This is a genomic window from Mycolicibacterium smegmatis, assembly GCF_001457595.1.
Taxonomy (GTDB): domain Bacteria; phylum Actinomycetota; class Actinomycetes; order Mycobacteriales; family Mycobacteriaceae; genus Mycobacterium; species Mycobacterium smegmatis.
This window is the reverse complement of the sequence record NZ_LN831039.1, coordinates 4,971,757-4,998,576: the sequence shown is the minus strand read 5'-3', so window position 1 is coordinate 4,998,576 and position 26,820 is coordinate 4,971,757. Positions and strand designations below refer to the sequence as shown.

Genomic DNA, 26,820 nt, shown 5'->3' with positions numbered 1-26,820 from the left:
TCTCCTGGCCTCTCACGGGAACCGTTGGTAGCACTGCGCATCGTCACCTTGCAGCCCGGATCGGTAGCCCAGGATGCGCGTGAACCCCGCGGGGAGCAACGCGCCGTTGACGTCGCTGGCCGCGAGCCCGTTGGTCAGCAACCCGCTGATCGCCTCGTCGGTGTCGCCCGCCGACAGGCGCACGGGCAGACCGGGTTCGGCCATCGCGGCCTGCGCGACGCCGGTGAGGCACGCCGTGCGCATGGCGGCCACGGGATTGTCGATCGCGTGGCCCTTCTCGCGGGCGACCGCGAGCGCGTAGCGCGATGTCAGCACCGAGATCGCGGAGTTGTCGCCCTGCAGCAGCTCCTGTTCCTCGTTCTCGGTCTTGGTCTCGCCCAGGGCCTGCAGGCCCGGCATGTCGACGACGATCGTGTTCGTGGCCGGGCAGTACGACGCAGGCGGTGTGGGTTGCGCGTCGGGGCATCCGGACGCGTCGCCGATGGTCAGGCTCGGCGGGTCGGCCGGCGCGAAGATCTGGCCCAGCGAGTCCATGACGTCGGTGAGCAGGTCCTCGGTGATCTCGTCGTTTCCGGCCGAGGGATCGGCGACGACGCCGTCGAGGAACTTGGGAAGGTCGCCGCGCCGCTTCTTGATGTCGTCCATGTCGATCGCAGCGCACTGGTCGACGTTGCCGCTGAAGCCGATCTGGAAGGCGCTCACGCGGTCGAGCGCCGAACCGTGTTCGTTGCCGGTGAGCGCGGCGTCGAGTTGTGTCATGAGCGGATCGCGGATGTAGATGATGCCCGCGAGGACATGGTTGAGACCGTCGCCTGTGCTCAGCGCGAAGCGCGGTGAATTGCCCGCCGCGACCCAGCGCAGGTAGACCCCGGCGAAGCAGTCGGCCTGTTGTTCGGCGATTAGCACGGGCGTCGACCGGGTGTCGATCAGCCCGGCCTGATGCTGCACGGCGTGGCCGTATTCGTGGGCCATCACGCCGACCACGCCCATCTGGCCGAAATACTGTGCGGCCACCGGGATCGCGACGCCGCGGTCCCAGGCCATGACGTCGTCGTTGAAGCAGTAGAACGCGTTGGTGAGGCCTTCGGTGTCCTCACCGCAGATCTCGATGCCGGGGGACTGGTCGGAGTTGTAGGACACCAGGCGGCGGATCGGCGTGAACGAACCGCGCAGCGATCCGCCCGAATAGTTCTGCGACCAGAAATCTTCGATGTCGTCGACCGCGAGCAGTGCCAGGTTGTCGATCTGGCCGCCGTCGGTGTTCTCGGCCTGGCGTCTGGGGGCGGGGGCGTCAGGCCGGGTGCCGCTCGGGCCCTCGGTCACCTGCAGCCCGCCGACGCGGTCGGGGACGAACAGCATCGACGTCGCCCGCCCGGCGATCACCGGGTCGCTGCTGCACCCGGCCAGCGTGATCGCACATACCGCAAGGAAGGCTCCCCAGCAAACCCTCGCCACCATCCGCCTTCCGACGTCCACATTCATGCAAGTATTACCTGCTCCGACGGGGTGCGCTCAAGACATCGCCGCACCGGGCGGTGCCGGGTCCAGGTGGTGGCGCCCGCAGGTGCCACGCCGTGAGTCCGCCGGCGGTCTCGCCGTGTGTGGGGCTGTGGTCAGGCCGAGGTGTCGCGGACCGGTCGGCCCGCGCAACCGCGCGGTTCCCCGCTTCTGGGGCGGTGTCGTGACTGGAATCGAACTCTTGTGTCCTGCAATTGGATTCCCGGGTCTGACGGCTCGGGTGGGGTTGGCCGGACACCCGGGTGCGCAGCGGTGCGCGGATGCGATTTGAATGTCCCGACGGCCGTCACGTACGGTTCTGCCGGACCTGTCGGCGCGTTCGTCTCCTCGGGGCGTCGGGGTCGGCAGACCGCATCCGCGGCGCGTTCGGTCGCCGCGTCCCGCGCGCGGGAGATCCGTGCGTTTCGGGATGTGATGCCCGTCGCACGACGTGAGCGGCGGTGTGGAGAATCACGGCTCAGCAAAGTTGCATTTGTAAGAGGGCGCGACCAGAATCGTGGTGTAAATCTGGAATCATTCCAGAAAACAAGAACACGTAGATGGGATGCTGTGAATGGCTCTTTTGACGATCGGTGACCAGTTTCCGGAGTACGACCTGACCGCTGTGGTTGGCGGCGATCTGTCCAAGGTTGACGCCAAGCAGCCCGATGACTACTTCACCCGCGTCACCAGCAAGGATTACGAGGGCAAGTGGCGCATCATCTTCTTCTGGCCCAAGGACTTCACGTTCGTGTGCCCGACGGAGATCGCGGCCTTCGGCAAGCTGAACGAGGACTTCGAGGACCGCGACGCCAAGGTGCTCGGTGTGTCGGTGGACAACGAGTTCGTCCACTTCCAGTGGCGTGCACAGCACGAGGACCTCAAGACCCTGCCCTTCCCGATGGTCTCGGATCTCAAGCGTGAGCTGACCGCCGCGTGCGGCGTGCTCAACGCCGACGGTGTCGCCGACCGCGCGACCTTCATCGTCGACCCCAACAACGAGGTCCAGTTCGTGTCGGTGACCGCGGGCTCGGTGGGCCGCAACGTCGACGAGGTGCTGCGCGTGCTCGACGCGCTGCAGTCCGACGAACTGTGCGCGTGCAACTGGAAGAAGGGCGATCCGACGATCAACGCAGGCGAGCTGCTGGCTGGGGCGGTGTGATCCATGAGCATCGACAACATCAAGTCGGCCCTGCCCGAGTACGCCAAGGATCTCAAGCTCAACCTGGGCAGCATCGCCAACACGACCGAGCTCACCGAGCAGCAGTTGTGGGGCGCGCTGGTCGCCACCGCGGCCGCCACCAAGAACGCGCGGCTGCTGCGTGAGATCTCGGAGGACGCGCTCGACATCCTCAGTGAAGAGGCCTACAACGCCGCTCTCGGCGCGGCCGCGATCATGGGGATGAACAACGTCTTCTACCGCACCAAGGGGCAGCTCGACGGCAAGTACGACGACCTTCGCGCCGGCCTGCGGATGAACATCATCGGCAACCCCGGTGTCGCCAAGGAGGACTTCGAGCTGTGGTCGCTGGCGGTTTCGGCGATCAACGGCTGTGGTCACTGCCTTGCCGCGCACGAGAAGACGCTGCGTGACGCGGATGTCGCGCGCACGACGATCTTCGAGGCGATCCGCCTCGCGTCGATCGTCTCCGGTGTCGCTCAGGCGCTGCTCACCGCGGACACCCTCGCCGCGGTCTAGTACGACCACTGCACAAGCGGCCGGATGCCCTCATGGCATCCGGCCGCTTGTGGTTTTCCGGCCGGTCTCGCCAACGCGCTCAAGCGCATAACCGTCAGCGGTAAACTCGCTTCTCGCATCAGGAGAGGCGGGTTTCCAATGGCAGTCACAGACCGTGAGACCGCAGTGCGCAGAGCCGTCATGGGCGCATCGATCGGCAACGCCGTGGAATGGTTCGACTTCGCCATCTACGGCTTCCTCGCGACCTCCATCGCCGCGAACTTCTTCCCGGCGGGCGACGAAACCGCCGCACTGCTCAACACTTTCGCGATCTTCGCCGCTGCGTTCTTCATGCGTCCCCTCGGCGGCTTTGTCTTCGGACCGCTGGGTGACCGCCTGGGACGCCAGCGGGTCCTCGCGATCGTGATCCTGCTGATGTCGGCCGCGACCCTCGGCATCGGCCTGCTGCCCACCTACAGCACGATCGGCGTCGTGGCGCCGCTGCTGCTGTTGCTGCTGCGCTGCCTGCAGGGATTCTCCGCCGGCGGTGAATACGGCGGCGGCGCGGTGTATCTCGCGGAATACGCGACACAACGCCGCCGTGGGCTGACCGTCACGTTCATCGCCTGGTCCGGCGTGCTCGGGTTCCTGCTCGGCTCGATCACCGTGACCGTGCTGGCCGCGCTGCTGCCACCGGAGGCCATGGACACCTACGGATGGCGCATCCCGTTCCTCATCGCCGCACCGCTGGGGCTGGTCGGCCTCTACATCCGGCTGCGTCTCGACGACACCCCCGAGTTCGAGAAGCTCGACGCGGCCGACCGCGTCGCCAAATCCCCGCTGCGCGAGGCGCTCCGCACCGCCCGGAAACCGATCCTGCAGGTCATCGGCATGTTCATCGTCTTCAACGTGGGCTACTACGTGGTGTTCACGTTCATCCCCACCTACTTCATCAAGACGCTGGAGTTCAGCAAGACCGAGTCGTTCGTGTCGATCACGCTCGCGAGCCTCACGGCCCTTGTACTGATCCTGCCGCTGGCCGCGCTGTCGGACCGGGTGGGGCGCAAACCGCTGCTGCTGGCCGGCTCGATCGGGTTCGTGGTGCTGGCATACCCGCTGTTCCTGCTCATGACATCCGGGTCGGTGGCCGCCGCGATCGTCGGGCACTGCCTGCTCGCGGCCATCGAATCGACGTACGTCGCAACCGCGGTCAGCGCCGGCGTCGAGCTGTTCACCACGCGCGTGCGCTACAGCGGCTTCTCGATCGGCTACAACATCTCGGTCGCGGTGTTCGGCGGGACGACGCCGTACGTCGTCACCTGGCTCACCGCGGCCACCGGCAACCACCACGCGCCCGCGCTGTATCTCATCGTCGCGGCCGTCGTCTCGGTCGCCGCGGTGCTCACCCTCACCGAGAACGCGGGACGTCCGCTGCCGACCGACCACGCAGACGACGCGCAGCGTGCCACGATGACATCGTGAGCCAAGGCAGACCGAGCCGACCTACCGTACGCCCGACCAAAGCCGACGTCGCCAGGCTCGCCAACGTCTCGACCGCCACGGTCAGTTATGTCCTCAACAACGTTCCGGGCCAGCGGATCTCGGAGCAGACGCAGGAGGCCGTGCGCCGTGCCGCGGCCGAACTCGGATACCGGCCCAACCTCGCGGCACGCAATCTCGCGTCCGGGGGCAGCGGCGTGGTGCTCTACATCGTCGGGCGGCTGTCGCTGGGCAACCTCCCCATCGAGGTCGGCAGCCGGCTCACCACCGCACTCGCCCGGCACGGCATCGTGTTGTCGCTGCAGTTCGAGACCGACGACGACCGCAACGTCGTCGACGCGATCGCCGACCTCAACCCGATGGCCATCACCAGCACGTTCCCCCTGACCGGCAACGCCCTGGCAGCCGCGACGGCGGCCGGCATACCCCAGATCCACCTGGGCAGTTCACAGTTGCACGCGATCGGTGCGCTCGACCGCAGCATCGGGGAGATGCGCGTCGAGCACCTGGCCTCGCGTGGGCACACACGGCTGGCGTTCGCCTACACCACCGACGAGCAACTGCGCCCGCTCGGCGACTACTGGCTCGCGGGTCTGCACGCGGCCGCGCAGAAGCGCGGGTTGCCCGAGATCGCGGTCGCGAGCGTCGCGTCCGACGGATCCAACGCGGCCGACGTCGTGACCCGGTGGGCCGACACGGGCGTCACGGCGATCTGCGCGCAGAGCGACGAGACGGCCTTCGTGGTGCTGCACGGTCTGCGCAACGCGGGCCTGCGCTGCCCGCGGGACATGGCGGTGATGGGGGTCAACGCGATCGAACTCGGCGCGGTGAGCGCGCCGCCGCTCACCTCGGTCTCGTTCGACGCCAAGGCGATCGTCGACGTCGCGGTCGCGGCGATGATGTCGGAGCTCGGCTACCCGACCGACTCGGATCCGAGCGACATCGACGTCGCGACGCTGATCGTGCGCGATTCAACCTGATCGGCGTCGCTTCAGGGGGCGTCCCGGCATCGATCTCGCCGTTCACTTACGCGCATAACCACCGCTGTGTAAACTCCGTTCTCGATCACAGAGAGGTGGGTTTCCGTGACAGCGAGCGCTACCCAGAACGTGTACTTCGATCCGTACGACGTCGCGATCAACGCCGACCCGTACCCGACGTTCGCCCGGCTGCGCGAAGAGGCGCCGCTGTACTACAACGAGCAGTTCGACTTCTACGCGCTGAGCCGGTTCAGCGACGTCAACAAGGCACTCATCGACCACGAGACCTTCAGCTCGGCACGTGGCGCGATCGTCGAGCTGATCAAGGCCAACATCGAGATACCCTCGGGCGCACTGATCTTCGAGGATCCACCGATCCACACCGCGCACCGCAAGCTGCTCTCACGCATGTTCACGCCCCGCAAGATCAACGCGCTCGAACCCAAGATCCGGGAGTTCTGCGCGCAGAGCCTCGACGCTGTCGCCGGCGCCGAGAGGTTCGACATCATCAAGGATTTCGGCGCGATCATGCCCATGCGGGTGATCAGCGCGCTGCTGGGGATCCCCGAGGAGGACCAGGAGAAGATCCGCGACCACGGCAACGCGCAGATGCGCACCGAGGCGGGCAAGCCCATGAAGGCCGCCGAGGAGGGTCTGGTCGACGGGTCGATCTTCGAGGCGTACATCGACTGGCGCAAGGACAACCCGTCCGACGACATCATGACCGAGTTGCTCAACGTCGAGTTCACCGATGAGCACGGTGTCACCCGCAACCTCACGCGCGAGGAACTGCTGATCTACATCAACGTCGTCGCCGGTGCGGGCAACGAGACCACCACGCGGCTGATCGGCTGGGCCGCAAAGACACTCGCCGAACACCCCGACCAGCGCCGTCAACTCGTCGAGAACCCCGCCCTGATCCCGCAGGCCATCGAAGAGATCCTGCGGTTCGAGCCGCCCGCCCCGCACGTGGCCCGGTACGTCACGCGCGACGTCGAGTACCACGGCCGGACGGTCCCCGAGGGCAGCGTGATGATGCTGCTGATCGGCGCGGCGGTGCGTGACAGTCGCCAGTTCCCGCCCGACGGCGAGGTTTTCGACATCAATCGCGCGCCGCGTCAGCACCTGGCGTTCAGCGTCGGCACCCACTTCTGCCTGGGCTCGGCGCTGGCCCGCCTCGAGGGCCGCGTCGCACTCGAGGAGATCCTCAAGCGATTCCCCGAGTGGGACGTCGACCTCGCGAGCGCCGAGCTCTCGCCCACCTCCACGGTGCGGGGCTGGGACTCGCTGCCGGTGATCGTCCGATGACCGCGGCGCTCACGGTTCCCCGGGACTGGACCGAGATCACCCCGCAGTGGCTCACGGCCGCGCTCGCAACGCACCATCCCGGCGCCGTGGTCGAGGGTGTCGGCGTCGACATGCGCGACGACGGCACGAACCGGCGGGCGCGACTCGCCGTGACGTACCGTCCCGGGCCTGCCGGGCCCGCCACGCTGTTCGTCAAGGCCGTGGACCCCGACCACAAGGCGATGATCAAGATGACCAGCGGCCTGCTGCACGAGCCGCGGCTGTTCAACTCGGATGTGGCGCTGCCGCTGGAACATCCGACGGTGTACGCGGCGGCGATCGACGAGGCCGACGAGGAGTTCGTGCTCGTCATGGAAGACCTCACCGCCCGCGGTGCGGACCCGCGCGACGCGACGCGGCCGCTGACCGTCGACCAGGCCGCCAACGGCGTGCGTGCGCTCGCGCGCCTGCACGGGCAGTTCTGGGGTGAGCGGCTTCGACACCCCACGCTGGCGTGGCTCGAACCGTTCGAACCGTGGGACGGGATGCAGTGGGCGCCGCTGCCGGCCGCGCTCGAGCGACTCGGTGACGACGCGCCGCCGTCGGTACAGGCGCTGACCATCGACCACCTCGTCGAGGGCGTCTGGAAGCCCTACATCCGCTGCCTCACCGCGTCGTCGGAACCGCAGACCCTGCTGCACGGCGACGCGCACATCGGCAACACCTACCTCACGCCCGACGGTGACGTCGGATTCCTCGACTGGCAGGTCGCGCGCCGCGGGAACTTCGCGGTGGATCTCGGGTACTTCCTGCAGGGCGCCCTGCGTACGGAGGACAGGCGCATCGCCGAGCGGGAGCTGTTGCAGGAATATTCTGACGCGCTCGAGTTACCCGACGCGGAAAAGCCCTCGCTGGAACAGATCTGGTTGCGGTACCGCGCGTCGGTCGCACATGGGCTCATGACGTGGCTCGCGACCGCGAGCGCGGGGGAGTTGTGGCAGCGTCCCGACATCGCGCTGGCGCTCGCGCAACGCTATTCGGCGGCGTACGAGGATCTGCAGACCGCCGAGGCGCTCGCGGATCTGACCGCCTAGCCCTTCACCACCGCGGCCTCTGGTGCGCTGCGGTCAGACGGCAGCAGCGTACCGGCGACCACCGAGATCGCCGACACGGCAACCAGATACCACGCGATCGAGTCACTGGATTGCGTCGCGGCGTACAGCGCTGCGGCGATCGTCGGCGCGAACGCCGACCCGACGACCTGTGACAGCGTGTAACCGATCGACACCCCGCTGTACCGGACGTCGGCGTCGAAGGCGAGGCTGAACAGCGCGCCTGTCACGCCGGCGGCCGGGGCCATCGCCAGGCCGAACACCAGGACCAGCGCGACGCCGAACAGCAGCGCGCTGCCGGTGTCGATCAGCGCGAAGACCGGGAACACCGAGGCCGCCATGAGGACCACGCCGACCAGGAACAGACGTTTGCGGCCCACCGCATCCGACCACGCGCCGAAGGCCGGGTAGGCCGCCACGGCCACCAGCGCGGCGACGAAGACAGCGAAAAGTGCGGCGGTGCGGTCGATCCCGGCGGCGGTGGTGGCATAGGACACCAGGTAGGCCACGCAGATGTAGGCGAACACCCCCTGGGACAGGTAGGCGCCCGCCACCAGCACGATCTGGCGCCAGTGCCTGCGGAACGCCTCGACGATCGGCATCCGCCGTACCGCCGAGTTCTGCACCACCGCGGAGAACTCGGGGCTCTCGGTCAGCTTGAGCCGGATCACCAGACCGATCACGATCAGCACGGCGCTGAACAGGAACGGCAGCCGCCACCCCCACGCGAGGAACTGCGCGTCGGGCAGTTGCGAGGCCAAAAAGAACGCCAGCGTCGCCGACGCCGTGCCTGCCGGGGCGCCCATCTGGGGGAAGGCGCCGTAGAAACCACGCCGGTCGGCGCTCGCGTGCTCGACGGCCATGAGCGTCGCGCCGCCCCATTCGCCGCCGACTGCGAAGCCCTGGCACAGGCGCAGCACGGTCAGCAGGACCGGGGCCGCCAGCCCGATCTGGGCGTAGGTGGGCAGCAGGCCGATCAGCACGGTCGAGACACCCATGCCGACAAGGGAGTACACGAGCATGCGCTTGCGGCCGATGCGGTCGCCGAAATGCCCGAACACGATGCCGCCGAGCGGTCGGGCGATGAACCCGACGCCGAATGTCGCGAACGACAGGAGAATGCCCGCCGCGGGCGAGGCCTGTGGGAAGAACAGCTTGGGGAAGACGAGCGCGGCCGCGGTCCCGTAGATCAGGAAGTCGTAGAACTCGACCGTGGTCCCGATGAAGCTCGCGACCGCGACGCGAAGCGGGGATACCCGCACCCCCGTCGACGTGGCCATGCCCGTGGCGCTAGTCGCTCGCGGGCAGCGGCTTGGCCTCCTTGAGGCCCAGCGGTGTGGTCCCGATCGACAGCGTCCCGGCGCCGGCCTTGGTGACCAGCACCTCGGCGCCGTTGTCGTCGACGTAGCGTTTGCCCATCAGGGTGCCGTCGGCGAATGCCGGGTCGAGCGTTGCGCCACTGTCCTTCTCGGCGTCCAGCGGGATCATCGGGACGCCTCCGGCGCGCAGGTCGTCGAGGCTGTCGGCGCTGCGGACGACGATCACCTGGGTGTCGCACACCTGGCTCTGCAGGCGCGTGCCGTTCTTGATCACTGATGACTCCTTCGATTCCTACGAGATGGGCTGGAGTTCGTCGACGAGTTGACGGCGCAGCACCTTGCCGGTGGCGTTGGTGGGCAGTTCGGCGCGGAAGACCACGCGGTCGGGGGTGCGGGATCCGCGCAGGTGTTTGCGGACGTGCTCGCGGAGTACGTCGGCGTCGGGTTCGGCGCCGTCGGCGGGCACCACGACCGCGACGATGATCTGGCCCCACTGGGGGTCCTCGGGGCCGACCACCGCGACGTCGCGCACGTCGGGATGTTCCACGAGAACGTCCTCGATCTCGGCGGGAGCGATGTTCTCGCCGCCGCGGATGATGGTGTCGTCCGACCGGCCGCCGATGAACAGATAGCCGTCCTGGTCAAGCATCGCAACGTCTTTGGTGGGGAACCAGCCGTCCTCGTCGAGCACCGACCCGATCTCGGTGTACCGGCCGGACACCTGCTCGCCGCGCACGAACAGCTCACCGGTCTCGCCGGGCCCCAGCACGGTGCCGTCCTCGCCGCGGATCTGCACCTCGATCCCGGGCACCACCTGTCCCACCGACCCGAGGCGGCGGGTCACACCGGGGTCGTCGGAGGCCAGCGCGGCCCGGTGGTCGTCGGGTCCGAGGACCGCGATGGTGGAGCTGGTTTCGGTGAGACCGTAGGCGTTGACGAATCCGACGTTCGGCATCAGCTCCAGCGCCTTGCGGACCAGGGGCAGCGCGACCTTGGATCCGCCGTAGGCGAGGTTGCGCAGGGTCGGCAGCTCGGCGCGCGTGGTCTCAAGTGCGGTGACGATACGGTCGAGCATGGTCGGCACCACGGTGGCAGACGTGACGCCCTCGGTGCGCACCAACTCGACCCAGCGGTGTGCGTCGAAGTTGCGCAGGTACACCATCTTCCGGCCGGCGTACAGGTTGGACATCGCCGCGCTGACACCCGCGATGTGGTACGGCGGCACACAGATCAGCGCGGCGTCCTCCGGTGCGGCCGAACCGAATTCGACGGTCCCGGTGATGTAGCTCGTGAGGTTGTTGTGGGTGAGTTCGACGGCCTTGGGGCGCGATGTGGTGCCCGAGGTGAACAGCACCACCGCGACCGCGTCGGGGTCGGCGAACTCTGCGGCCGGATCGGCCGTGCGGGCCTGGGACAGGAACTCCTCGGAGGTGAGCACCGGCCTGCCCGCTCCGGCGAGCATGCCGGCGTACTCGCCGTCGGCGATCACCAGCGGTGTGGGCAACCGGTCGACCAGCTCGCGCAGACCTTCGGCGCTGAGACGGTAGTTCAGGGGGGTGAAGGGGATCGCCGCGCGTGCCGAGGCGAACAGCAGCAGCGGCAGCAGCGCGCCACCGGTACCCACGTAGGCGACGTGTGCCGCGCCTGACCCGGCGATGACGCCTGCTGCCCCGTCGGCCAATGTGCTCAACTCGCCTGCGGTGAGCCGGGTGTCGTCGGAAACCACCGCGGTGCGGTCGGGATCTCCCGACGATGCCATCTCGAGCAGCAGCGATATGCTCATGCGCCCTGTCCCGGTGCGTCGATGAAGATGTCGATGATCGGACTGTCCCCGCCACCGTAACGGGACAGGTCGCTCACGCCTGCTGTGGTGAGAACTTCGGAGTCGACGAAGGTCTGGCCGTTGACCTCGCCGGCCGGCCGGGACAGGATCTCGACGGCGGCGTCGGCCATGATCTCGGGGCTGCGGGAGGATTTCAGCAGTTCGGCACCTCCTGCGCCGTTGGCCACGGCCGCCGTCGCGATGTACGTCTCGGGCCACAGGCAGCTGAAACCGATTCCGGAGTCGGCATACTCCGCGGCCCAGCCCTGCGACAGCAGGGTCATCCCGTACTTGGACAGCGTGTAGGACGGGTGTGCACCCAGCCAGTACGGGTTGAGGTTGAGCGGCGGGGCCAGGGTCAGCACATGGGCGGCGCGCCCGGCCTCCACGGACGTGCGCAGGTGCGGCAGGGCGGCCTTGGTCAGCAGGAACGTGCCGCGCACGTTGATGTCCATCATCAGGTCGAATTTCTTGACCGCAAGCGATTCGGTCGGTTCGGTCGCGATCGCGCTGGCGTTGTTGACCACGATGTCGACGCCGCCGAAGCGTTCCACCGCGGTGTCGACGGCGCGTGCGACGTCCTCATCCTTGCGAACGTCACCGACCACCGCGACGCCCTTGCCGCCGGCGGCCTCGACCTCGGCGACCGCGGTGTGCACGGTGCCGGGCAGTTTCGGATGCGGTTGCGCGGTCTTGGCGAGCAGCACCACGTTGGCGCCGCGTTTGGCCGCACCCAGTGCGATCGCCAGGCCGATACCCCGGCTGCCGCCCGACACGACCATCGTGCGATCGGCGAAAGACTCCTGCTGGCTGGACATGGGCCTCCTCGTCGGGGCGCGGCGGAGCTGACCGGCGCGTCGGATGCGAACGTTGCCGCGTACCCAGAAGGGTATTGGCATTCTCGGTTTTGGCAAGTGGCGTACTCATGCGGTGCGGCGACGGGTCGCACCCCGACTGCCTGAGCGTTCGGTGCGGCGCGAGGGTGCGCAGGTGAGGGTGTTCCCATGCTGCACACGCCACACATTACCGCCGTGCGGTATTGGCATTCTCATTTTTGGCAAGTACGTTATCGAGTGATGAGCGAGCAAGCCCAACCTCGGGTGGAGACCCCCTCCGGTATTCCGCTGGCACCGGTGTACGGACCCCAGGACCGCAGCGGCGAACCGCCGCCGCCGGGGACCTACCCGTTCACGCGCGGAAACTTCGCGTCCGGGTACCGCGGCAAGACCTGGACGTTTCGGCAGTACTCGGGTTTCGGCACGGCCGAGGAGTCCAACCGCCGGTACCGTTACCTGCTCGACCAGGGCGGCACCGGGCTTTCGGTCGCGCTGGACCTGCCCACGCAGTGCGGGTACGACTCCGATGATGACGAGTACGGCGAGGAGGTCGGCCGTGTCGGCGTGGCCGTCGACACCCTTGCCGACGCCGAGATCCTGTTCGACGGGATACCGCTGGAGGCGATCAGCACGAGTTTCACGATCAACGGCACCGCCGCGATCCTGCTGGCGTTCTACGTCGCGGCCGCCGAGAAGAAGGGCGTGCCGCGCGAGAAGCTCACCGGCACCATCCAGAACGACATCCTCAAGGAGTACGCGTCGCGCGGCACCTGGATCTGGCCGCCGGAACCGTCACTGCGGCTCATCGCCGACACCATCGAGTTCTGCGCGGCCGAGGTGCCCAAGTTCAACGCGATCTCGGTGGCGGGCGCGCACTTCCGCGACGCAGGCGCCAACGCGGTTCAGGAGATGGCGTTCACGCTCGCCGACGGGGTGACGTACTGCGACACGGTCATCGAACGCGGACGCATGACCATCGACAAGTTCGCGCCGCAGATCTCGTTCTTCTTCTACACACACGGCGACTTCTTCGAGGAGATCGCCAAATACCGTGCCGGACGGCGCCGCTGGGCCACGATAGTGCGGGAACGTTACGGCGCCACCACCGACAAGGCGTCGATGTTCCGGTTCGGCTGCGTATCCGGTGGGGCGTCGCTGTATGCGCCGCAGGCACAGAACAACCTGGTGCGCGTGGCGTACGAGGCGCTCGCGTCGGTGCTCGGCGGTGTGCAGTCGATGTTCACCGCGGCCTGGGACGAACCGTTCGCGCTGCCCAGCGAGGAATCGGCGACGCTCGCGCTGCGCACGCAGCAGATCCTGGCCTACGAAACCGGAGTCGCCAAGGTCGCCGATCCGCTCGGCGGGTCGTACTTCGTCGAAGCACTCACCGACGCCACCGAGGCCAAGATCGTCGAGATCATGAGCGATCTGGAAGCTCATGGCGGCATGGTGGCCTGCATCGAGGACGGTTACCTGCAGGGGCTGATCGCCGACGAGGCCTACAAGCTGCACCAGGAGATCGAGTCGGGCGAGCGGCCCGTGGTGGGCGTCAACAGGTTCGTCGTCGACGAGCCGCCGCCGGAGATCGCGACCTACGAACTCGACGCCGAGGGCCGCGACCTGCAACTCAAACGACTGTCGAAGGTCAAGGCCGAACGCGATTCCGCACAGGTGAAGGCCACGCTGGCGGCGCTGTCCGCGGCCGCCGAGGGAGATGACAATCTGATGCACAAGCTGATCGACTGCGCCAACGCCTACTGCACGGTGGGGGAGATGGTGTCGGCGCTCAAGGCGGTGTGGGGCGAGTTCCAGCAACCGGTGGTGTTCTGATGAGCGCTTGCGCGAAGAAGCGAGGATTCTGATGAGCGCTTGCGCGAAGAAGCGAGGATTCTGATGGCCACCCGGGTGCTGGTCGCCAAGCCGGGTCTGGACGGTCACGACCGCGGAGCCAAGATCGTCGCGCGCACGTTGCGCGACGCCGGTTTCGAGGTCATCTACACCGGCATCCGGCAGCGCATCGAGGACATCGTGTCCATCGCTTTGCAGGAAGACGTTGCGCTGGTCGGCCTTTCGATCCTGTCCGGGGCGCATGTCGCACTCACGGCGCGCACCGTCGAGGCACTGCGGGCCGCCGACGCCGGTGACATCGCCGTCGTCGTCGGCGGCACCATCCCGCAGGGCGACGTCCAGAAACTGCTCGACGTCGGGGCGGCCGCGGTGTTCCCCACGGGCACGCCGCTGGACACGCTGGTGACCGAGGTGCGGGCTCTCACGGAGAAGGTGGCCAAATGAGACTGGGCGTGATGATCGGGGCCGAACGCGGCGACATGACACGCAAGGTCAACAAGCTCGCGGCCGACATCCAGTGGGCCGAGGCCGCGGGCCTGGACAGCGCGTGGATGCCGCAGGTGCCCGACGATTTCGACTGCCTGTCCATGGTCGCGCTGATGGCCGCGCACACCTCGACCATCGAACTCGGCACGGCCGTCGTGCCGCTGCAGGCACAGCATCCGGTAGCCCTTGCGCGCCAGGCGCTCTCGGTGCACGCGATCGCCGAGGGTCGGTTGGCGCTCGGGGTGGGCCCGTCGCATCACTGGATCATCCGCGACATGCTGGGTCTGCCCTACGACAAGCCCGCCGCCTACACACGCGACTACCTCGAGGTGCTCAACGCTTCCCTGGCCGGGCCGGGACCCGTCGACGTCGAGAACGACACGTTCACGGTGCACAACCCCACCGCGCTGGCCGCCGAGACACCCCTGCCCGTGCTGGTCGCCGCGCTCGGTCCGGTGATGCTGCAGATCGCAGGCGAACTCGCCGACGGCACGGTGCTCTGGATGGCCGACGAACGCGCGATCGGTGACCACATCGCGCCGCGCATCAACAAGGCCGCCGACAACGCGGGAAGGCCCGCTCCTCGGATCGTGGCCGGAATCCCGGTGTGCCTGTGCGCCAACTCCGAGATCGACACCGCCAAGGAGCGGGCCAACCGGATCCTGGCCGAGGCCGAGACGTCGCCCAATTACCAGCGCCTGCTGGACCGCGGTGACGCGCGCAATGTCGGTGATCTGTGCGCGGCCGGTGACGAGGACGCGATCCTGGCCCGGTTCAAGCGGTTCGCCGATGCGGGCGTGACGGATCTGTCGGTGCGGCTGCTGCCCATCGGCGACAACCGTGACGAGTTGATCGCCTCGAAGTACCGCACGCGTGAGGTGATCGCCGAACTCGCCAAGGCGGTGCGATGAGCGCTTGCGCGAGCGCTCCGCTGGCCGGTATCCGCGTCATCGAGGTCGGCGTGATGCTCGCGGGCCCGTACGCCACCATGATGCTCGCGGATCTCGGCGCCGAGGTGATCAAGATCGAACCGCCGGGCGGCGAGATCTCGCGCCAGGTGGGGGACAGTTACTTCGCGAGCCTCAACCGCGGCAAGCGCAGCCTGTGCTTGGACCTCGCGTCGGCAAATGGGAAGGCGAGACTCGCTGAGCTGGTGGCGGATTCACACGCACTGCTGGTGAACATGAAGCCTTCGGTGATCCGCCGCCTCGGTCTGACCTACGACGCGCTCAAGGAGTTCAACCCCGAGATCGTGTGCGTCGCGATGACGGGGTTCGGGCTCGACGGCGGTGACGATCCCGCGTTCGACTACGTGATCCAGGCCGCGACGGGGGTCGCGGCGATGACGGGGGACCCGGATGGTCCGCCCACGCTGCCGGGGTATTCGTCGGCGGACAACTCGACGGGTCTCACCGCGGCGCTGGGTCTGCTGGCGATGATCGTGTCCGGGCGCGGAGGGCAGGTGGATGTGTCGCTGCGCGATGTCATGCTGTCGCAGTTGAACTACCGCGCGTCGGCGTATCTCAACGACGGTGCCGAACCGCGCCGCCACCCCAACGGCGCGCATTCCTATTACGTTCCGGCGCAGCTGTTTCCGACGGCGGACGGATACCTGGCGCTGTTCATCACGCACGACGGGTTCTGGAGGTCGTTCGCCGGCGAGGCCGGCATTTCGGGGTTCGAGACCATGGCCGAACGCGCGGCGCGCCGTGACGAGGTGCTGCATGTGGTGACTGCGACACTGGCGACCGACTCGGCCGCGAGTTGGGAGAAACGGCTCAAACCGCTGGGCATCCCGGTCGCCGCGGTGCGCACACTGCCCGAAGCGCTTTCGGAGACACCCGAGGCGCTCGTCACCGCAGGCGATTTCCGTCTGGTGGGCAGTTCGATCCGCATCGCCGGGTACCAACCGGATTATCGCCCGCCGCCGGCGTTCGACGAGTATGCGGGCGGGCAGGCGCAGGCTCGTTCTCAGTCGTCGTCGTAGGAGACCGTCACGGTGTCGCAGTCCGGAACCGCCTGGCACGTCAGCACGTAACCCTCGGCGACCTCGTCGTCGTCGAGGGCGTCGTTGACGCGCATCGTGGCGGTGCCCTCGAGGAGTTTGGCCATGCACGTGCCGCAGTTACCCGCCTCGCATGAGAACGGAGGTGTCATGCCCGCCCGTCGGGCGCTCTCCAGCAGCGTCTCGTTCGGCCTGCGCGGAACCGACACCCGCTCACGCTCGAACAGGATGGTCACCTTCCCGCCGGGCTCCGCGGTGGGTACTGGTTCTGCCGTCATCGAGCTCCCCTGCGCACTAGCATTCTGATGTAACGAGAATAGCATTCTCCGGAAATGATAGTATCTTCTCGCCGTCGCATCGCTGCGGCGGGTACGCGTCACGAGAGGTCAGCGCTGGTGGAAACGGCAGGTGAGGCTCATGGGTGAGTCCGCCGTGCTGGCGTTCGGCGACCGCGAGTACACCCTCACCGAACTCGACGCGCTCGCCGGCGGCATGGCCGCGACGTTGGCGCAGCGTGGCGTCGGACCGGGAGACCGGGTCGCGATGATGTCGTCGAACCGGCCCGAATTCGTCATCGCCCTACGCGCGATCTGGCGCCTCGGTGCCGCCGCGGTCCTCATCAGCCCGGCGTGGAAAACCACCGAGATCGCCCATGCACTGGAACTCACACGTGCAAACCACGCGGTCGGCGACCAACCGCTGCTCGCCGAACACCTGCCGATGGTGCACCTCGACGAGCCGATCACACCCGGCGAACGCCCCGGCCCCGCAGTGGCTCCCGATGCCGACGCGCTGTTCGTGTTCAGCTCCGGCACCACGGGCATGCCTAAAGCCGTGCGCCACAGCCACGCCGGGTTCGCCGCGGCCATCGAGCACTGGCGCGACGCGCTCGGCCTCACCGCGGCCGACCGCATGCAGATCATGACCCCGCCGTCGCACATCCTGGGCCTGCTCAACATCGCGATGGTGCTCGACACCGGCGCCTGGATGCGACTGCACCCCCGGTTCGACGTCGAAACCATGTTGCGTCACATCGAATCCGACGGCATCACGATCGAGATGGCCGTCGCGCCCATCGCTCTGGCGCTGGCCGCACATCCCGGCCTGGAGCGGTTCGACCTGTCGTCGCTGCGGTTCGTGATGTGGTGTGCGACGCCGGTCACGCGCAGCGTCGCCGAGGACATCACCGCGCGTGCCGGGATCCGGTGGCTCACCGCATACGGCACCACCGAACTGCCCGTGATCGCGTGTAACCCGCTGGACGACACCAGGATCGAGACCGTCGGCAAACCGGTGCGCGGCGTACGGGTGCGCATCGCGGATACCGGCGAGATCCAGGTGTGTTCACCATCGGCCATGTGCGGCTACCTACCCGAGTCCGCCACCGGGGGCGCCTTCGACGACGGCTGGTACCGCACAGGCGACATCGGATTCCTCGACGACGACGGGTATCTGCACGTCACCGACCGTGCCAAGGAGATGGTCAAGGTGCGCGGATTCCAGGTCGCCCCGGCCGAGGTGGAGGCCGTGCTGCACGGGCATCCCGCCGTCGCCGACTGCGCGGTGTTCGGCGAACCGCACGACACCGACGGAGAGGCCGTGGTCGCGGCCGTGGCCACGTGTGCCGAGGTGTCCGCCGAGGAACTCATCGACCTCGTCGGGTCGCGGCTCGCGTCGTACAAGCGGCCCCGCCGCGTCGAATTCGTAACCGAGATACCCCGCTTGCCTTCCGGAAAGGTATTGCGACGAGTGCTGAAGGAGCGGCATGGACGTCCGTCTGACGGCTGAACAGCAGCAGCTGCGAGAGGCCGCTGCCAAACTGGCCGACGACCTCGGACCGGGCTCGGTCCACGAACTGGAGGACCGCGGCCGCATCGCGCGGTTGGAGAACACGGTGGCCGCCACCGAGTGGCGCACGCTGCGATCCGACGGCGCGTCCGGTGTGGAGGTGGCGATCGTCGCGGAGGAATTCGCCCGCGGGCTCGTCGACGTGCCGTTCCTCGGGCCGATCCTCGCCGACGACCTCGCACAGCGGCTCGGCCGTGCGGTCGCGGTGCCCGACGCTGCCGCGGGCACCGCGGGTGTCGACCTCACCAACAGCGCTGCGGGCGTGCTCCAGTCGCCTGCCGAGCTCTCGGAGTTGCGTGCCGGCGACGCGGCCCGCTGGCATGCGCTGGCGCTCGCGGCGACGAGCGCGGATCTGGTCGGTGCCGCGCGCGGCGCCCACGCCCTTGCCGTCGACTACGCGAAGGTGCGGGAACAGTACGGCTCGACCATCGGCTCGTACCAGGCCGTCGCGCACCTGTTGGCCGAAGGTCTCGCGCTCATCGAGGGTTCGATCAGCGTGCTGCGCCACGCCGCGTGGGGTGTCGACGAACTCGAACCCGATGAGGCCGTGCGGGCCGGCCGGATCGCGAAGGTGTACTGCGCGCGTGCGGCGCGCACGGTGTGCGAGACCGCCATTCAGGTGCACGGCGGTATCGGCAACACGTGGGAATGCCTGGCACACGTGTATCTGCGCCGCGCGCTGACCTCGACTGAACTGTGGCCCGTCGGACTGGAGGACTTGGAGGTTTCGGATCTTGGATTTTCGTGATTCACCCGAGGAAGCGGCCTTCCGCGACCGGTTGCGGTCCTGGCTGGCCGACAACGCCGCGTCGTTCAAGGCCTCCGGCGACGACTACTGGGCCCGTCAGGGGGAGTGGCACCAGGCCCTGTACGGCGCAGGGTTTTTCGGCACGTCGTGGCCCAACGAGTTCGGCGGGCAGGATTTGCCGCCCGTCTACGACGTGATCGTCGACGAGGAACTCGCGCGCGCCGGTGCGCCGCCGCGGCCCAGCCTCGGCTATCTCGTCGTCGGCCTGGGACACCACGGCAGCAAGGAACTGCAGCAGCGGTTCCTGCCCGGCATGATCAACGGCACCGAGCGGTGGTGCCAGGGCTTCTCTGAGCCGGGTGCCGGGTCGGACCTGGCGTCGCTGATCACCACGGCCACGCGCGACGGCGACAACTACATCATCAACGGCCACAAGATCTGGACCAGCTACTCCGACGTCGCCGACTGGTGCCTGCTGCTGGCGCGCACCGACAAGGATGTGCCGCGCCACAAGGGCATCTCGGCGTTCATCATCTCGATGCACCAGGACGGCATCCAGCAGCGTCCGCTCAAGATGATCAACGGCGTCACCACCGAGTTCGGTCAGGTGACATTCGACAACGCGGTGGTGCCCGCGTCGCACATGGTGGGAGCGCCCGGTGAGGGCTGGGCGCTGGCGATGACCGTCGTCAGCCACGAACGCGAACCGTCGACGCTCGGCTACTCCGCACGCTACGGAAAGCTGGTGCGCGAGATGGCGTCCCGCGTCGAGGGACGTGCGCCCCAGGATCTGGCGTGGGCCGCGGTGCAGGCCGAGATGCTGCGCCTGCACGTGCGGCGCCGGTTGTCCGAACAACTCGACGGGCTCAAGCACGGTCCGCAAGGGTCGCTCGACAAACTGCTCATGACGTGGGTCGAACAGTCGGTCGGGCACGCCGCGCTCGCGGTCAGCGGGACCTCGGATCCCGAACTGCTCAGTGCCTACCTGTACAGCCGCGCCCAGAGCGTCATGGGCGGCACCTCGCAGATCCAGAAGAACATCATCGCCTCACGCATCCTCGGATTGGGAGTTTGACCGAATGTACGGAATGCCAGACGAAATCGAGGTGCGCGCCGAGGGGGACATCCGCGTCATCACCCTCAACCGGCCCGAGGCCCTCAACGCCGTCAACGACTCGTTGCACGAGGGCCTCGCGCACCTGTGGACGCGTTTGTCGGAGGACTACGACGCACGCGCGGCCGTGATCACGGGTGCGGGTCGCGCGTTCTCGGCAGGTGGTGATTTCGCGTACCTGCAGGAGCTCGGTGAGGATCCCAAACTACGGGCCAAGACCATCCTGCACGGGCGTGAGATCGTGCTGGGGATGACGCGCTGCCGCGTGCCCGTGGTCGCCGCGGTCAACGGGCCCGCGGTCGGATTGGGTTGCAGCCTCGTGGCATTGAGCGACATCGTCTACATCGCGCCGCAGGCCTACCTCGCCGACCCGCACGTGCAGGTGGGTCTGGTCGCCGCCGACGGCGGTCCCATCACGTGGCCGCTGCACATCAGCCTGCTGCTGGCCAAGGAGTACGCGCTGACCGGTGCGCGCATCCCGGCGCAGCGGGCCGTGGAACTGGGCCTGGCCAACCACCTTTCGGACGATCCGGTGGCCGAGGCCATCGAGGCCGCGCAGAAGATGGCCAAGCTGCCACGGCAGTCGCTGGAGGCCACCAAACGGCTGCTCAACCTGCACATGGAGCAGGCCGTGCTGGCGACGCTCGACTTCGGCAACACCGCCGAGGAGCAGTCGTTCCGAACCGAGGACTTCAAGGCCATCGTCGCGGGCCTCAACGCGCGTAAGAACTAGCGGTTCGTCAGAGCGTGAGCGCCTCGGAGCGCTGCACGGTGCCGGTCACGCCGGTGCCGTCCTGTTGCGCGAGCAGCACGGCCGCGCGCGCCATCGCCTCGGGCGGTTCGATCATCTCGGGCGGGATCTTGAGCCCGCCGCCGCCGGCCTGCCAGCCCTCGGTCAGCACGACGCGCGACGGGCTCAGGCAGTTGACCGCGATGTTGTCGTCACGCAGATCGGCTGCGAGACCCGTGTAGAGCCGTTCGGTGGCGGCCTTGGACACCCAGTAGGCGTTGGATCCGTGCTCGACCATGTCGACGCCCGTGGTGGTGATCGCGATGAGCGATCCGCCGCCGCGGGCGCGCACGTGGGGGATCACCGCTTTGGTCACCAGGAACACCCCGGTGAGGTTGACGTCGAGGCACAGCTGCCAGCGTTTGAGTGGGGTGTTCTCGATCGGTCCGAGCCACAGCACACCGGCGTTGGCGACCAGGATGTCGATGCCGCCGAGTTCGGAGACCGTCTGGGCGACAGCGCGTTCGACGGACTGCTCGTCGGTGACGTCGCATACGACCGGGAGGGCGTGGCCGCCTGCGTCGGTGATGGCCGACGCCACCGAGTCGATCGTGCCGGGCAGCTTGCCGGGACGCTCGGACCGGGCCGCGACCGAGACGGCCGCACCCTCGGCCGCGAGCGCGGTCGCGATGGTGGCCCCGATACCGCGGCTGGCACCTGCGACGAAGGCGACCTTCCCGGCCAGACTGCCGGGTGTTGACGGCTTAGGCGTTTCACGCACGTTCGTCATACACCGAAGGTGCGTGAAGTGCTGCTTGCGGGCGGCGTTTCGGCAGGCAGGCGCGCACGCTCGCGGTGCAAGAGGGTCACTTGGTCACTTGGGCGGGAAGCGGAGCGCGCCGTCGAGGCGGATCACCTCGCCGTTGAGATAGTCGTTCTCGACGATGCTCTGCGCGAGTTGGGCGTATTCGGTGGACCGGCCCATGCGCTTGGGGAAAGGCACCTGCGGGCCCCAGTACTGCTCGAGCTGATCGGCGGCCTGCCCGTAGGCGGGTGTGTTGATGGTGCCGGGGGCGATGGTGACGACGCGGATGCCGAGCGGCGACAGGTCGCGTGCGGCGACGAGCGTCATGCCCAGCACACCGCCCTTGGCGGCCGAGTACGGCAACTGGCCGATCTGGCCCTCGTAGCCCGCGATCGACGCCGTGTTGACGATGACGCCGCGGCCACCCTCTTCGAGGGGTTCGGTCCTGGCGATCGCGGCCGCCGTCAGGCGCATGACGTTGAACACCGCGGTGAGGTAGAACTCGATGGTCTTCTTGAACCCGTCGAGGTCCAGCGGGGAACCGTCCTTGCCCACCAGCCGGCCACCGCTGGCCGGGCCGCCGTGCGTGTCGACCGAGATGCGCAGCGGCGCGAGCGATTCCGCCTCGGCGATCGCGGCGAGCACGGATTCCTCCGAGGTCGCGTCGGTGCGCACGTATCGGATACCGAGTTCTTTCTCGAGCGCCGCGCCCTTGTCGTCGGCCACATCGGCGACGACGACCTTGGCGCCCGCGCCGTGCAATCGGCGCACGGTCGCCTCACCGAGGCCACCCGTGCCGCCCACGACGAGTGCGGAGGTACCGGCGATCTGCATGAATTGCCCTCCTTGCAACTATCACTCTCAGGAGGGGAGAATAACATTCTCGTACCCGGTGAACCAGGAGAAAGAATGCCCCACGGCGTCGTCGATGTACCCGAGCTCATCACCGCGGCCAGGGGCGGATCGATGCGCGCGGTGGGTCGGCTGCTCACGCTGGTCGAAAGCGACCGTCGCGGTGAGGTGCTCGCGGCGCTCGGGCCCGCGACGCCGCGCGTCATCGGTGTGACCGGACCGCCGGGAGCGGGCAAGTCGACCACGGTGGGCGCCATGGTGGGGGCCTATCGCGAACGCGGGCTGCGGGTCGCGGTCCTCGCGGTCGACCCCTCGTCGCCCTACAGCGGCGGGGCACTGCTCGGTGACCGCATCCGCATGGCCGCCCACATCAACGACCCCGACGTGCTGATCCGGTCGATGGCCGCACGCGGGCACCTCGGCGGGCTGGCCGCGGCCGTCCCGGCGGCGATCCGCCTGCTGGCCGCGCTGTCGTACGACCTGATCGTGCTGGAGACCGTGGGGGTGGGGCAGTCCGAGATCGAGATCGCCGCGATCGCCGACCCCACGGTGGTGATCCTCAACCCCGGCGCGGGCGATGCCGTGCAGGCCGCCAAGGCCGGTGTGCTCGAGGTGGCCGATCTGGTGGTGGTCAACAAGGCCGATCGTGACGGCGCCGACCAGACGGTCCGCGATCTGCGCGCCGAAACCGACGTCCCAGTGCTCAAACTCGTCGCCGCGCAGGGGGACGGCCTGCACGAACTCATCGAGGCCATCGAGGCGCACCAGCGCGCCGACACCCCCGAACGGCGCCGCGCGCGGGCGCGCAGCCAGATCCTGTCGCTCGCGCAGACCCTGCTGCGCAACCACGCCGACCTCGACCGGTTGTCGGCGGCCGTGGCCGACGGCAGCAGCGACGCCTACACCGCGGCCGAGCGGCTGTTCGCCGGATCAGTCGACTGATTTGCCCGTGGCCGCGGCATATCCGCTGCGGTAGCCGAACACCAGCGCCGGGCCGAGCGTGCCGCCCGCGCCGCCATAGGCCTTGCCCGTCACGCCGGCCATGGCGTTGCCCGCGGCGTACAGACCGGGGATCGGTGAGCCGTTGACGTGCAGCACGCGTCCGTCGCGGTCGGTGCGCGGGCCGCCCTTGGTGCCCATCGCGCCGACCTTCACCGGCACGGCGTAGAACGGGGCGGTGTCGAGCGGCCCGAGGGTCTGTCGCGCGGGGGTGTCGGCCGACGTGTCGCCCCAGTAGCCGTCGTAGGCGCTGGCGCCGCGGCCGAAATCGGGGTCGACGGGATCGGTGTCGCGGCCGACGTTGTCGTTCCACCGCCGCAACGTGGCCGCCAGACCCGCGGCGTCGATGCCGGTCCTGGCGCTCAACTCGTCCAGATCGGCCGACTCGCAGAACCAGTCCGGTGCCTGGCCGCCGGGCTCGACGCCGAGGAATCCGTAGCGCTGCAGATGGACCGAGTCGAACACGATCCAGGCCGGATCGTTGGCGTAACCGGCCTTGGGATCGAGGTACTGGAACGGGCCGGCCATCGAGTTGTACTCGCCGGCCTCGTTGACGAACCGGTTGCCCGCGCGGTTGACGATGACGCTGCGGGGCCGGGTGCGTTCGAGACGGATGCTGCGGCTGCGGGGGTGCCCGTCGATCGTGTCGCCCGGGATCTGGACCACCGGAACCCACCACGCCTCACCCATGTTCGCCAGATCGGCGCCGTGGGCCATCGCCATGCGCAGTCCGTCACCCGTGTTGTTCGGGGGTGACACCGGGCCGTGCATGGGTCCGCGCAGGAACGCCTCGACGAGCGTGGTGTCCCACTCGAACCCGCCCGTGGCCAGCACCACGCCGCCGCGTGCGCGTACCCGGATGTCGGTGCCGTCGAGGCGGATTCGCACGCCGGTGATGCCATCGGCCGATCCGAGCAGTTCGACCGCGCGTGCCGAGGTGACGGGCTTGACGCCCCGGTCGAGCAGACCGCGCAGCAGGCCCGCGACCAGCGCGGTGCCCGCGACGCACAGATCGGCGTCCGGATCGTCGTAGGCCGCGTGGATGCGCGCGCGGGTCTCGGCATCGATGCCGACATTGCTGAAATCGGCGGGGAACGAGGTGATCCGGTCTCGCCACTCGCCGAGGCGGGCCAGGTCGATCGGGCCCGCGCTCAGCGACCGCCCGCCGCCGGGCCGCCCGCCGGGCAGCTCGGGTTTGTAGTCGGGGAAGCCCTCGGCGACGGCGAACCGCAGTTCACTGTGGGCCTCGACGAAGTCGAGCATCACCGGACCGGTCCGCACGAACGTCTCGACGAGTGCGGTGTCCATGTACCCGAGGGACTGCGCCGCAAGGTACGCGAGCGCATCCTCGACGGGCAGCGGTTCGCCGGCCCGGTCGTGGGCCGGGATCCACACGATGCCACCGGACACCGCTGTGGTCCCGCCGATGGTGGCCGCCTTCTCGTACACCGCGACCGAGGCGCCGTTGACCGCGGCCGTCAGCGCCGCGGTGAGCCCGGCGCCGCCGGTTCCGAGCACCGCGACGTCGACCTCGTCGTCGAAGGAGTCGTGGAGGCCGTTCGAATCAGTCATGTGTGCAAGACCTTTCAGTGCAGGATTGCCGAGAGTTCGCGTGCGGCCCGCACCACCGCGTCCTTGCCCCCGAGGACGACGTCCTCGCGGTGCGAGATGAGGTTGATGCAGGTGGGTGGCGACGGCGGGCGCCGCCGCACCGGTACGGCCAGGCCGTAGGTGTTCGGTTCGATCTCGCCGTGGGTGATCACCCAGCCCTGTTCGCGGGTCTGCCGCACGAGGTCGCGTTCGCCGGGCCGCGGCGGCATGCTGGCCAGCAGCGCCACGCCTGCCGCACCTCGGTCGAGGGGGTGGCGACTGCCCTCGTGGAACGAGAGTTGGTAGTACACCTGCGAGGGCACGATCACCGCGATCGCGACCTGCTGATCACCCTCGGCAACGAGGAGCGACACCGTGGAGCCGAGTTCGTCGGCCAGCGTCCGCAGGGTCGGGATGGCCAGTTGGCGCACGTTGTTGTCGAACGACGATCCGAGGACCGCGAGCGCCGCCGCGGGCCGGTAGCGGCCGTCTTCTCCCTTTGCCACGTAACGAAATTGGCTCAGGGTGGCCAGCAACCGGTAGGCGATGGTCCGGTGCGCGCCGAGGTGGTCGGCGACCTGCTGGACGGTGAGCCCGCCCGGCGCGTCGGCGATGGCCTGCAGGGCGCTCAGGCCGCGCGCCAGGGTCTGTGAGCCGGGGGCGGCGCTGGGCGCGCCTTCGGCTCGTGTGCGTGCTGCCGACTGTGCTGCGTTGGCGGGCATCGCGTCCCTCCTTGACAGATAGAACCGCGAGAGTGATGCTCTGATAATAATGCACTCTGATGTGCGATAACTGAGCAAAGTGCTTACAGAAAAAGAGAATATGATTCTCCGGTCGTCAGGAGAGGGGACCATGACAAGCACTGCCGCGGCAGGCACCGCGTCGGCCGTCGAGTTCGAAAGCATCTGGAGCGATCTGCAAGGAGTCGCGTTCTCGCAGGGCTACCTCGATGTCCCCGTGGGCGACAGGAAGATCCGCACGCGGTACCTGCACGCCGGAAATTCGCAGGCACCCGCGCTGCTGTTCCTGCACGGCTCGGGCGGACACGCCGAGGCCTACGTCCGCAACCTCGCGGCCCACGCCGAGCACTTCTCGACGTGGTCCATCGACATGCTCGGGCACGGCTACACCGACAAACCCGGCCACCCGCTGGAGGTCGCCCACTACGTCGACCACGTCATCGCCTTCCTGGACACCATCGGTGCGCAGCGCGCGCACATCTCGGGGGAGTCGCTGGGCGGTTGGGTCGCGGCGCGCGTCGCGGTCGACCATCCCGACCGCGTCGAGAAGTTGGTACTCAACACCGCGGGCGGATCGCAGGCCGATCCCGAGGTGATGAAGCGCATCATCACGCTGTCGATGGCGGCCGCCGAGAACCCCACGTGGGACACCGTGCAGGCACGCATCAAGTGGCTCATGGCCGACAAGAGCAAGGATTACGACGACATCGTCGCGAGCCGCCAACGCGTGTACCGCCAGCCGGGTTTCGTCGCCGCGATGAGTGACATCATGGCGCTGCAGGATCCGCAGATCCGCGCGCGGAACCTGCTGGGACAGACCGAATACGGTTCGATCACCGCGCCGACGCTGGTCGTGTGGACCAGTGACGACCCGACGGCCGACGTCGCCGAGGGGCGGCGCATCGCGTCGATGATCCCCGGAGCCAGGTTCGAGGTGATGCCCGGGTGCGGGCACTGGCCACAGTACGAGGACCCGGCGACGTTCAACCAATTGCACCTCGACTTCCTGCTCGGGCGGTGAGGG

At 68.3% G+C, this 26,820-nt stretch carries 26 protein-coding genes; 16 read left to right on the top strand and 10 right to left on the bottom strand.

Going from position 1 to position 26,820, the window contains the following annotated elements; translation table 11 throughout:
* Positions 1–12 precede the first annotated feature (12 nt).
* Positions 13–1,482 carry a neutral zinc metallopeptidase gene (locus AT701_RS23900; protein WP_014878177.1) on the bottom strand — a complete coding sequence of 490 codons (1,470 nt, stop codon included), beginning with the start codon at positions 1,480–1,482 and terminating at the stop codon, positions 13–15.
* A gap of 589 nt (positions 1,483–2,071) precedes the next feature.
* Here AT701_RS23900 and AT701_RS23895 point away from each other — a divergent pair.
* From AT701_RS23895 to AT701_RS23870, 6 genes are all read left to right on the top strand, one after another.
* Positions 2,072–2,659: a peroxiredoxin gene (locus tag AT701_RS23895; protein WP_011730169.1), complete on the top strand. Its 588-nt coding sequence runs from the start codon at positions 2,072–2,074 to the stop codon at positions 2,657–2,659.
* 3 nt (positions 2,660–2,662) lie between these two features.
* Positions 2,663–3,196, top strand: a complete 534-nt coding sequence (ahpD, locus tag AT701_RS23890) for an alkyl hydroperoxide reductase AhpD (protein WP_011730168.1) — start codon at positions 2,663–2,665, stop codon at positions 3,194–3,196.
* 138 nt (positions 3,197–3,334) lie between these two features.
* The gene (locus AT701_RS23885; RefSeq protein WP_058126733.1) at positions 3,335–4,657 is read left to right on the top strand and encodes an MFS transporter; all 1,323 of its coding nucleotides are present in this window, start codon (positions 3,335–3,337) and stop codon (positions 4,655–4,657) included.
* The gene (locus tag AT701_RS23880) at positions 4,654–5,655 is read left to right on the top strand and encodes a LacI family DNA-binding transcriptional regulator (RefSeq protein WP_058126732.1); all 1,002 of its coding nucleotides are present in this window, start codon (positions 4,654–4,656) and stop codon (positions 5,653–5,655) included. The genes AT701_RS23885 and AT701_RS23880 overlap by 4 nt, the downstream gene beginning before the upstream one ends.
* Before the next feature lie 105 nt (positions 5,656–5,760).
* Positions 5,761–6,963: a cytochrome P450 gene (locus tag AT701_RS23875; protein ID WP_058126731.1), complete on the top strand. Its 1,203-nt coding sequence runs from the start codon at positions 5,761–5,763 to the stop codon at positions 6,961–6,963.
* Positions 6,960–8,036 (top strand): phosphotransferase, encoded by a 1,077-nt coding sequence (locus AT701_RS23870; RefSeq protein ID WP_011730164.1) that lies wholly within the window; start codon positions 6,960–6,962, stop codon positions 8,034–8,036. The genes AT701_RS23875 and AT701_RS23870 overlap by 4 nt, the downstream gene beginning before the upstream one ends.
* Here AT701_RS23870 and AT701_RS23865 read toward each other — a convergent pair.
* Genes AT701_RS23865 through AT701_RS23850 form a run of 4 tightly spaced genes read right to left on the bottom strand, consistent with a single transcriptional unit; the run spans position 8,033 to position 12,013 of the window.
* The gene (locus tag AT701_RS23865; RefSeq protein WP_058126730.1) at positions 8,033–9,334 is read right to left on the bottom strand and encodes an MFS transporter; all 1,302 of its coding nucleotides are present in this window, start codon (positions 9,332–9,334) and stop codon (positions 8,033–8,035) included. The genes AT701_RS23870 and AT701_RS23865 overlap by 4 nt on opposite strands.
* A 10-nt stretch (positions 9,335–9,344) precedes the next feature.
* Complete coding sequence (locus tag AT701_RS23860) at positions 9,345–9,647, bottom strand: hypothetical protein (RefSeq protein WP_003896282.1); 303 nt, start codon at positions 9,645–9,647, stop codon at positions 9,345–9,347.
* A gap of 18 nt (positions 9,648–9,665) precedes the next feature.
* Entirely contained in the window at positions 9,666–11,156 is a 1,491-nt protein-coding gene (locus AT701_RS23855; protein WP_011730162.1) for a class I adenylate-forming enzyme family protein, read from the bottom strand.
* Positions 11,153–12,013 (bottom strand): SDR family oxidoreductase, encoded by an 861-nt coding sequence (locus AT701_RS23850; RefSeq protein WP_058126729.1) that lies wholly within the window; start codon positions 12,011–12,013, stop codon positions 11,153–11,155. Before AT701_RS23850 ends, AT701_RS23855 begins: the two co-directional genes overlap by 4 nt.
* A 258-nt stretch (positions 12,014–12,271) precedes the next feature.
* Here AT701_RS23850 and AT701_RS23845 point away from each other — a divergent pair, with 258 nt between their 5' ends.
* The 4 genes from AT701_RS23845 (at position 12,272) to AT701_RS23830 (ending at position 16,352) form a co-directional block, all read left to right on the top strand.
* Complete coding sequence (locus AT701_RS23845) at positions 12,272–13,861, top strand: methylmalonyl-CoA mutase family protein (RefSeq protein ID WP_011730160.1); 1,590 nt, start codon at positions 12,272–12,274, stop codon at positions 13,859–13,861.
* 63 nt (positions 13,862–13,924) lie between these two features.
* Positions 13,925–14,323 (top strand): cobalamin B12-binding domain-containing protein, encoded by a 399-nt coding sequence (locus tag AT701_RS23840; protein WP_003896278.1) that lies wholly within the window; start codon positions 13,925–13,927, stop codon positions 14,321–14,323.
* Positions 14,320–15,276, top strand: a complete 957-nt coding sequence (locus AT701_RS23835) for an LLM class F420-dependent oxidoreductase (RefSeq protein WP_011730159.1) — start codon at positions 14,320–14,322, stop codon at positions 15,274–15,276. Before AT701_RS23840 ends, AT701_RS23835 begins: the two co-directional genes overlap by 4 nt.
* Positions 15,273–16,352 carry a CaiB/BaiF CoA transferase family protein gene (locus AT701_RS23830; protein ID WP_011730158.1) on the top strand — a complete coding sequence of 360 codons (1,080 nt, stop codon included), beginning with the start codon at positions 15,273–15,275 and terminating at the stop codon, positions 16,350–16,352. The genes AT701_RS23835 and AT701_RS23830 overlap by 4 nt, the downstream gene beginning before the upstream one ends.
* On the opposite strand, the gene AT701_RS23825 is transcribed toward AT701_RS23830, so the two are convergent.
* Positions 16,337–16,648, bottom strand: coding sequence for a 2Fe-2S iron-sulfur cluster-binding protein (locus AT701_RS23825; RefSeq protein ID WP_029104195.1), 312 nt, complete (start codon positions 16,646–16,648; stop codon positions 16,337–16,339). The genes AT701_RS23830 and AT701_RS23825 overlap by 16 nt on opposite strands.
* A 139-nt stretch (positions 16,649–16,787) precedes the next feature.
* On the opposite strand from AT701_RS23825, the gene AT701_RS23820 reads away from it, so the two are divergent.
* The 4 genes from AT701_RS23820 to AT701_RS23805 are packed head-to-tail and all read left to right on the top strand — an operon-like array spanning position 16,788 to position 20,813.
* Positions 16,788–18,158: a class I adenylate-forming enzyme family protein gene (locus AT701_RS23820; RefSeq protein WP_174519613.1), complete on the top strand. Its 1,371-nt coding sequence runs from the start codon at positions 16,788–16,790 to the stop codon at positions 18,156–18,158.
* On the top strand, positions 18,136–18,966 hold the full coding sequence (locus AT701_RS23815; RefSeq protein WP_011730155.1) for an acyl-CoA dehydrogenase family protein: 831 nt from the start codon (positions 18,136–18,138) through the stop codon (positions 18,964–18,966). The genes AT701_RS23820 and AT701_RS23815 overlap by 23 nt, the downstream gene beginning before the upstream one ends.
* Positions 18,953–20,041 (top strand): acyl-CoA dehydrogenase family protein, encoded by a 1,089-nt coding sequence (locus AT701_RS23810; RefSeq protein ID WP_058126727.1) that lies wholly within the window; start codon positions 18,953–18,955, stop codon positions 20,039–20,041. Before AT701_RS23815 ends, AT701_RS23810 begins: the two co-directional genes overlap by 14 nt.
* Before the next feature lie 4 nt (positions 20,042–20,045).
* The gene (locus AT701_RS23805) at positions 20,046–20,813 is read left to right on the top strand and encodes an enoyl-CoA hydratase/isomerase family protein (protein WP_014878171.1); all 768 of its coding nucleotides are present in this window, start codon (positions 20,046–20,048) and stop codon (positions 20,811–20,813) included.
* Positions 20,814–20,820: 7 nt separating this feature from the next.
* On the opposite strand, the gene AT701_RS23800 is transcribed toward AT701_RS23805, so the two are convergent.
* Both AT701_RS23800 and AT701_RS23795 read right to left on the bottom strand, forming a co-directional pair.
* On the bottom strand, positions 20,821–21,600 hold the full coding sequence (locus tag AT701_RS23800; RefSeq protein ID WP_058126726.1) for an SDR family NAD(P)-dependent oxidoreductase: 780 nt from the start codon (positions 21,598–21,600) through the stop codon (positions 20,821–20,823).
* An 84-nt stretch (positions 21,601–21,684) separates the two neighbouring features.
* Entirely contained in the window at positions 21,685–22,449 is a 765-nt protein-coding gene (locus tag AT701_RS23795; RefSeq protein ID WP_058126725.1) for an SDR family NAD(P)-dependent oxidoreductase, read from the bottom strand.
* A gap of 75 nt (positions 22,450–22,524) precedes the next feature.
* Here AT701_RS23795 and meaB point away from each other — a divergent pair, with 75 nt between their 5' ends.
* A complete protein-coding gene (gene meaB / locus AT701_RS23790; protein WP_058126724.1) occupies positions 22,525–23,409 on the top strand; it encodes a methylmalonyl Co-A mutase-associated GTPase MeaB in 885 nt (294 codons plus the stop codon).
* Here meaB and AT701_RS23785 read toward each other — a convergent pair.
* Together AT701_RS23785 and AT701_RS23780 are read right to left on the bottom strand one after the other, a co-directional pair.
* Positions 23,398–25,038, bottom strand: a complete 1,641-nt coding sequence (locus AT701_RS23785) for an FAD-dependent oxidoreductase (RefSeq protein ID WP_058126723.1) — start codon at positions 25,036–25,038, stop codon at positions 23,398–23,400. The two genes, meaB and AT701_RS23785, sit on opposite strands and share 12 nt — an antisense overlap.
* A gap of 14 nt (positions 25,039–25,052) precedes the next feature.
* Positions 25,053–25,778, bottom strand: coding sequence for an IclR family transcriptional regulator (locus tag AT701_RS23780; RefSeq protein ID WP_058126722.1), 726 nt, complete (start codon positions 25,776–25,778; stop codon positions 25,053–25,055).
* Between the two features lie 130 nt (positions 25,779–25,908).
* On the opposite strand from AT701_RS23780, the gene AT701_RS23775 reads away from it, so the two are divergent.
* Entirely contained in the window at positions 25,909–26,817 is a 909-nt protein-coding gene (locus AT701_RS23775) for an alpha/beta fold hydrolase (RefSeq protein ID WP_058126721.1), read from the top strand.
* Positions 26,818–26,820: the final 3 nt, after the last annotated feature.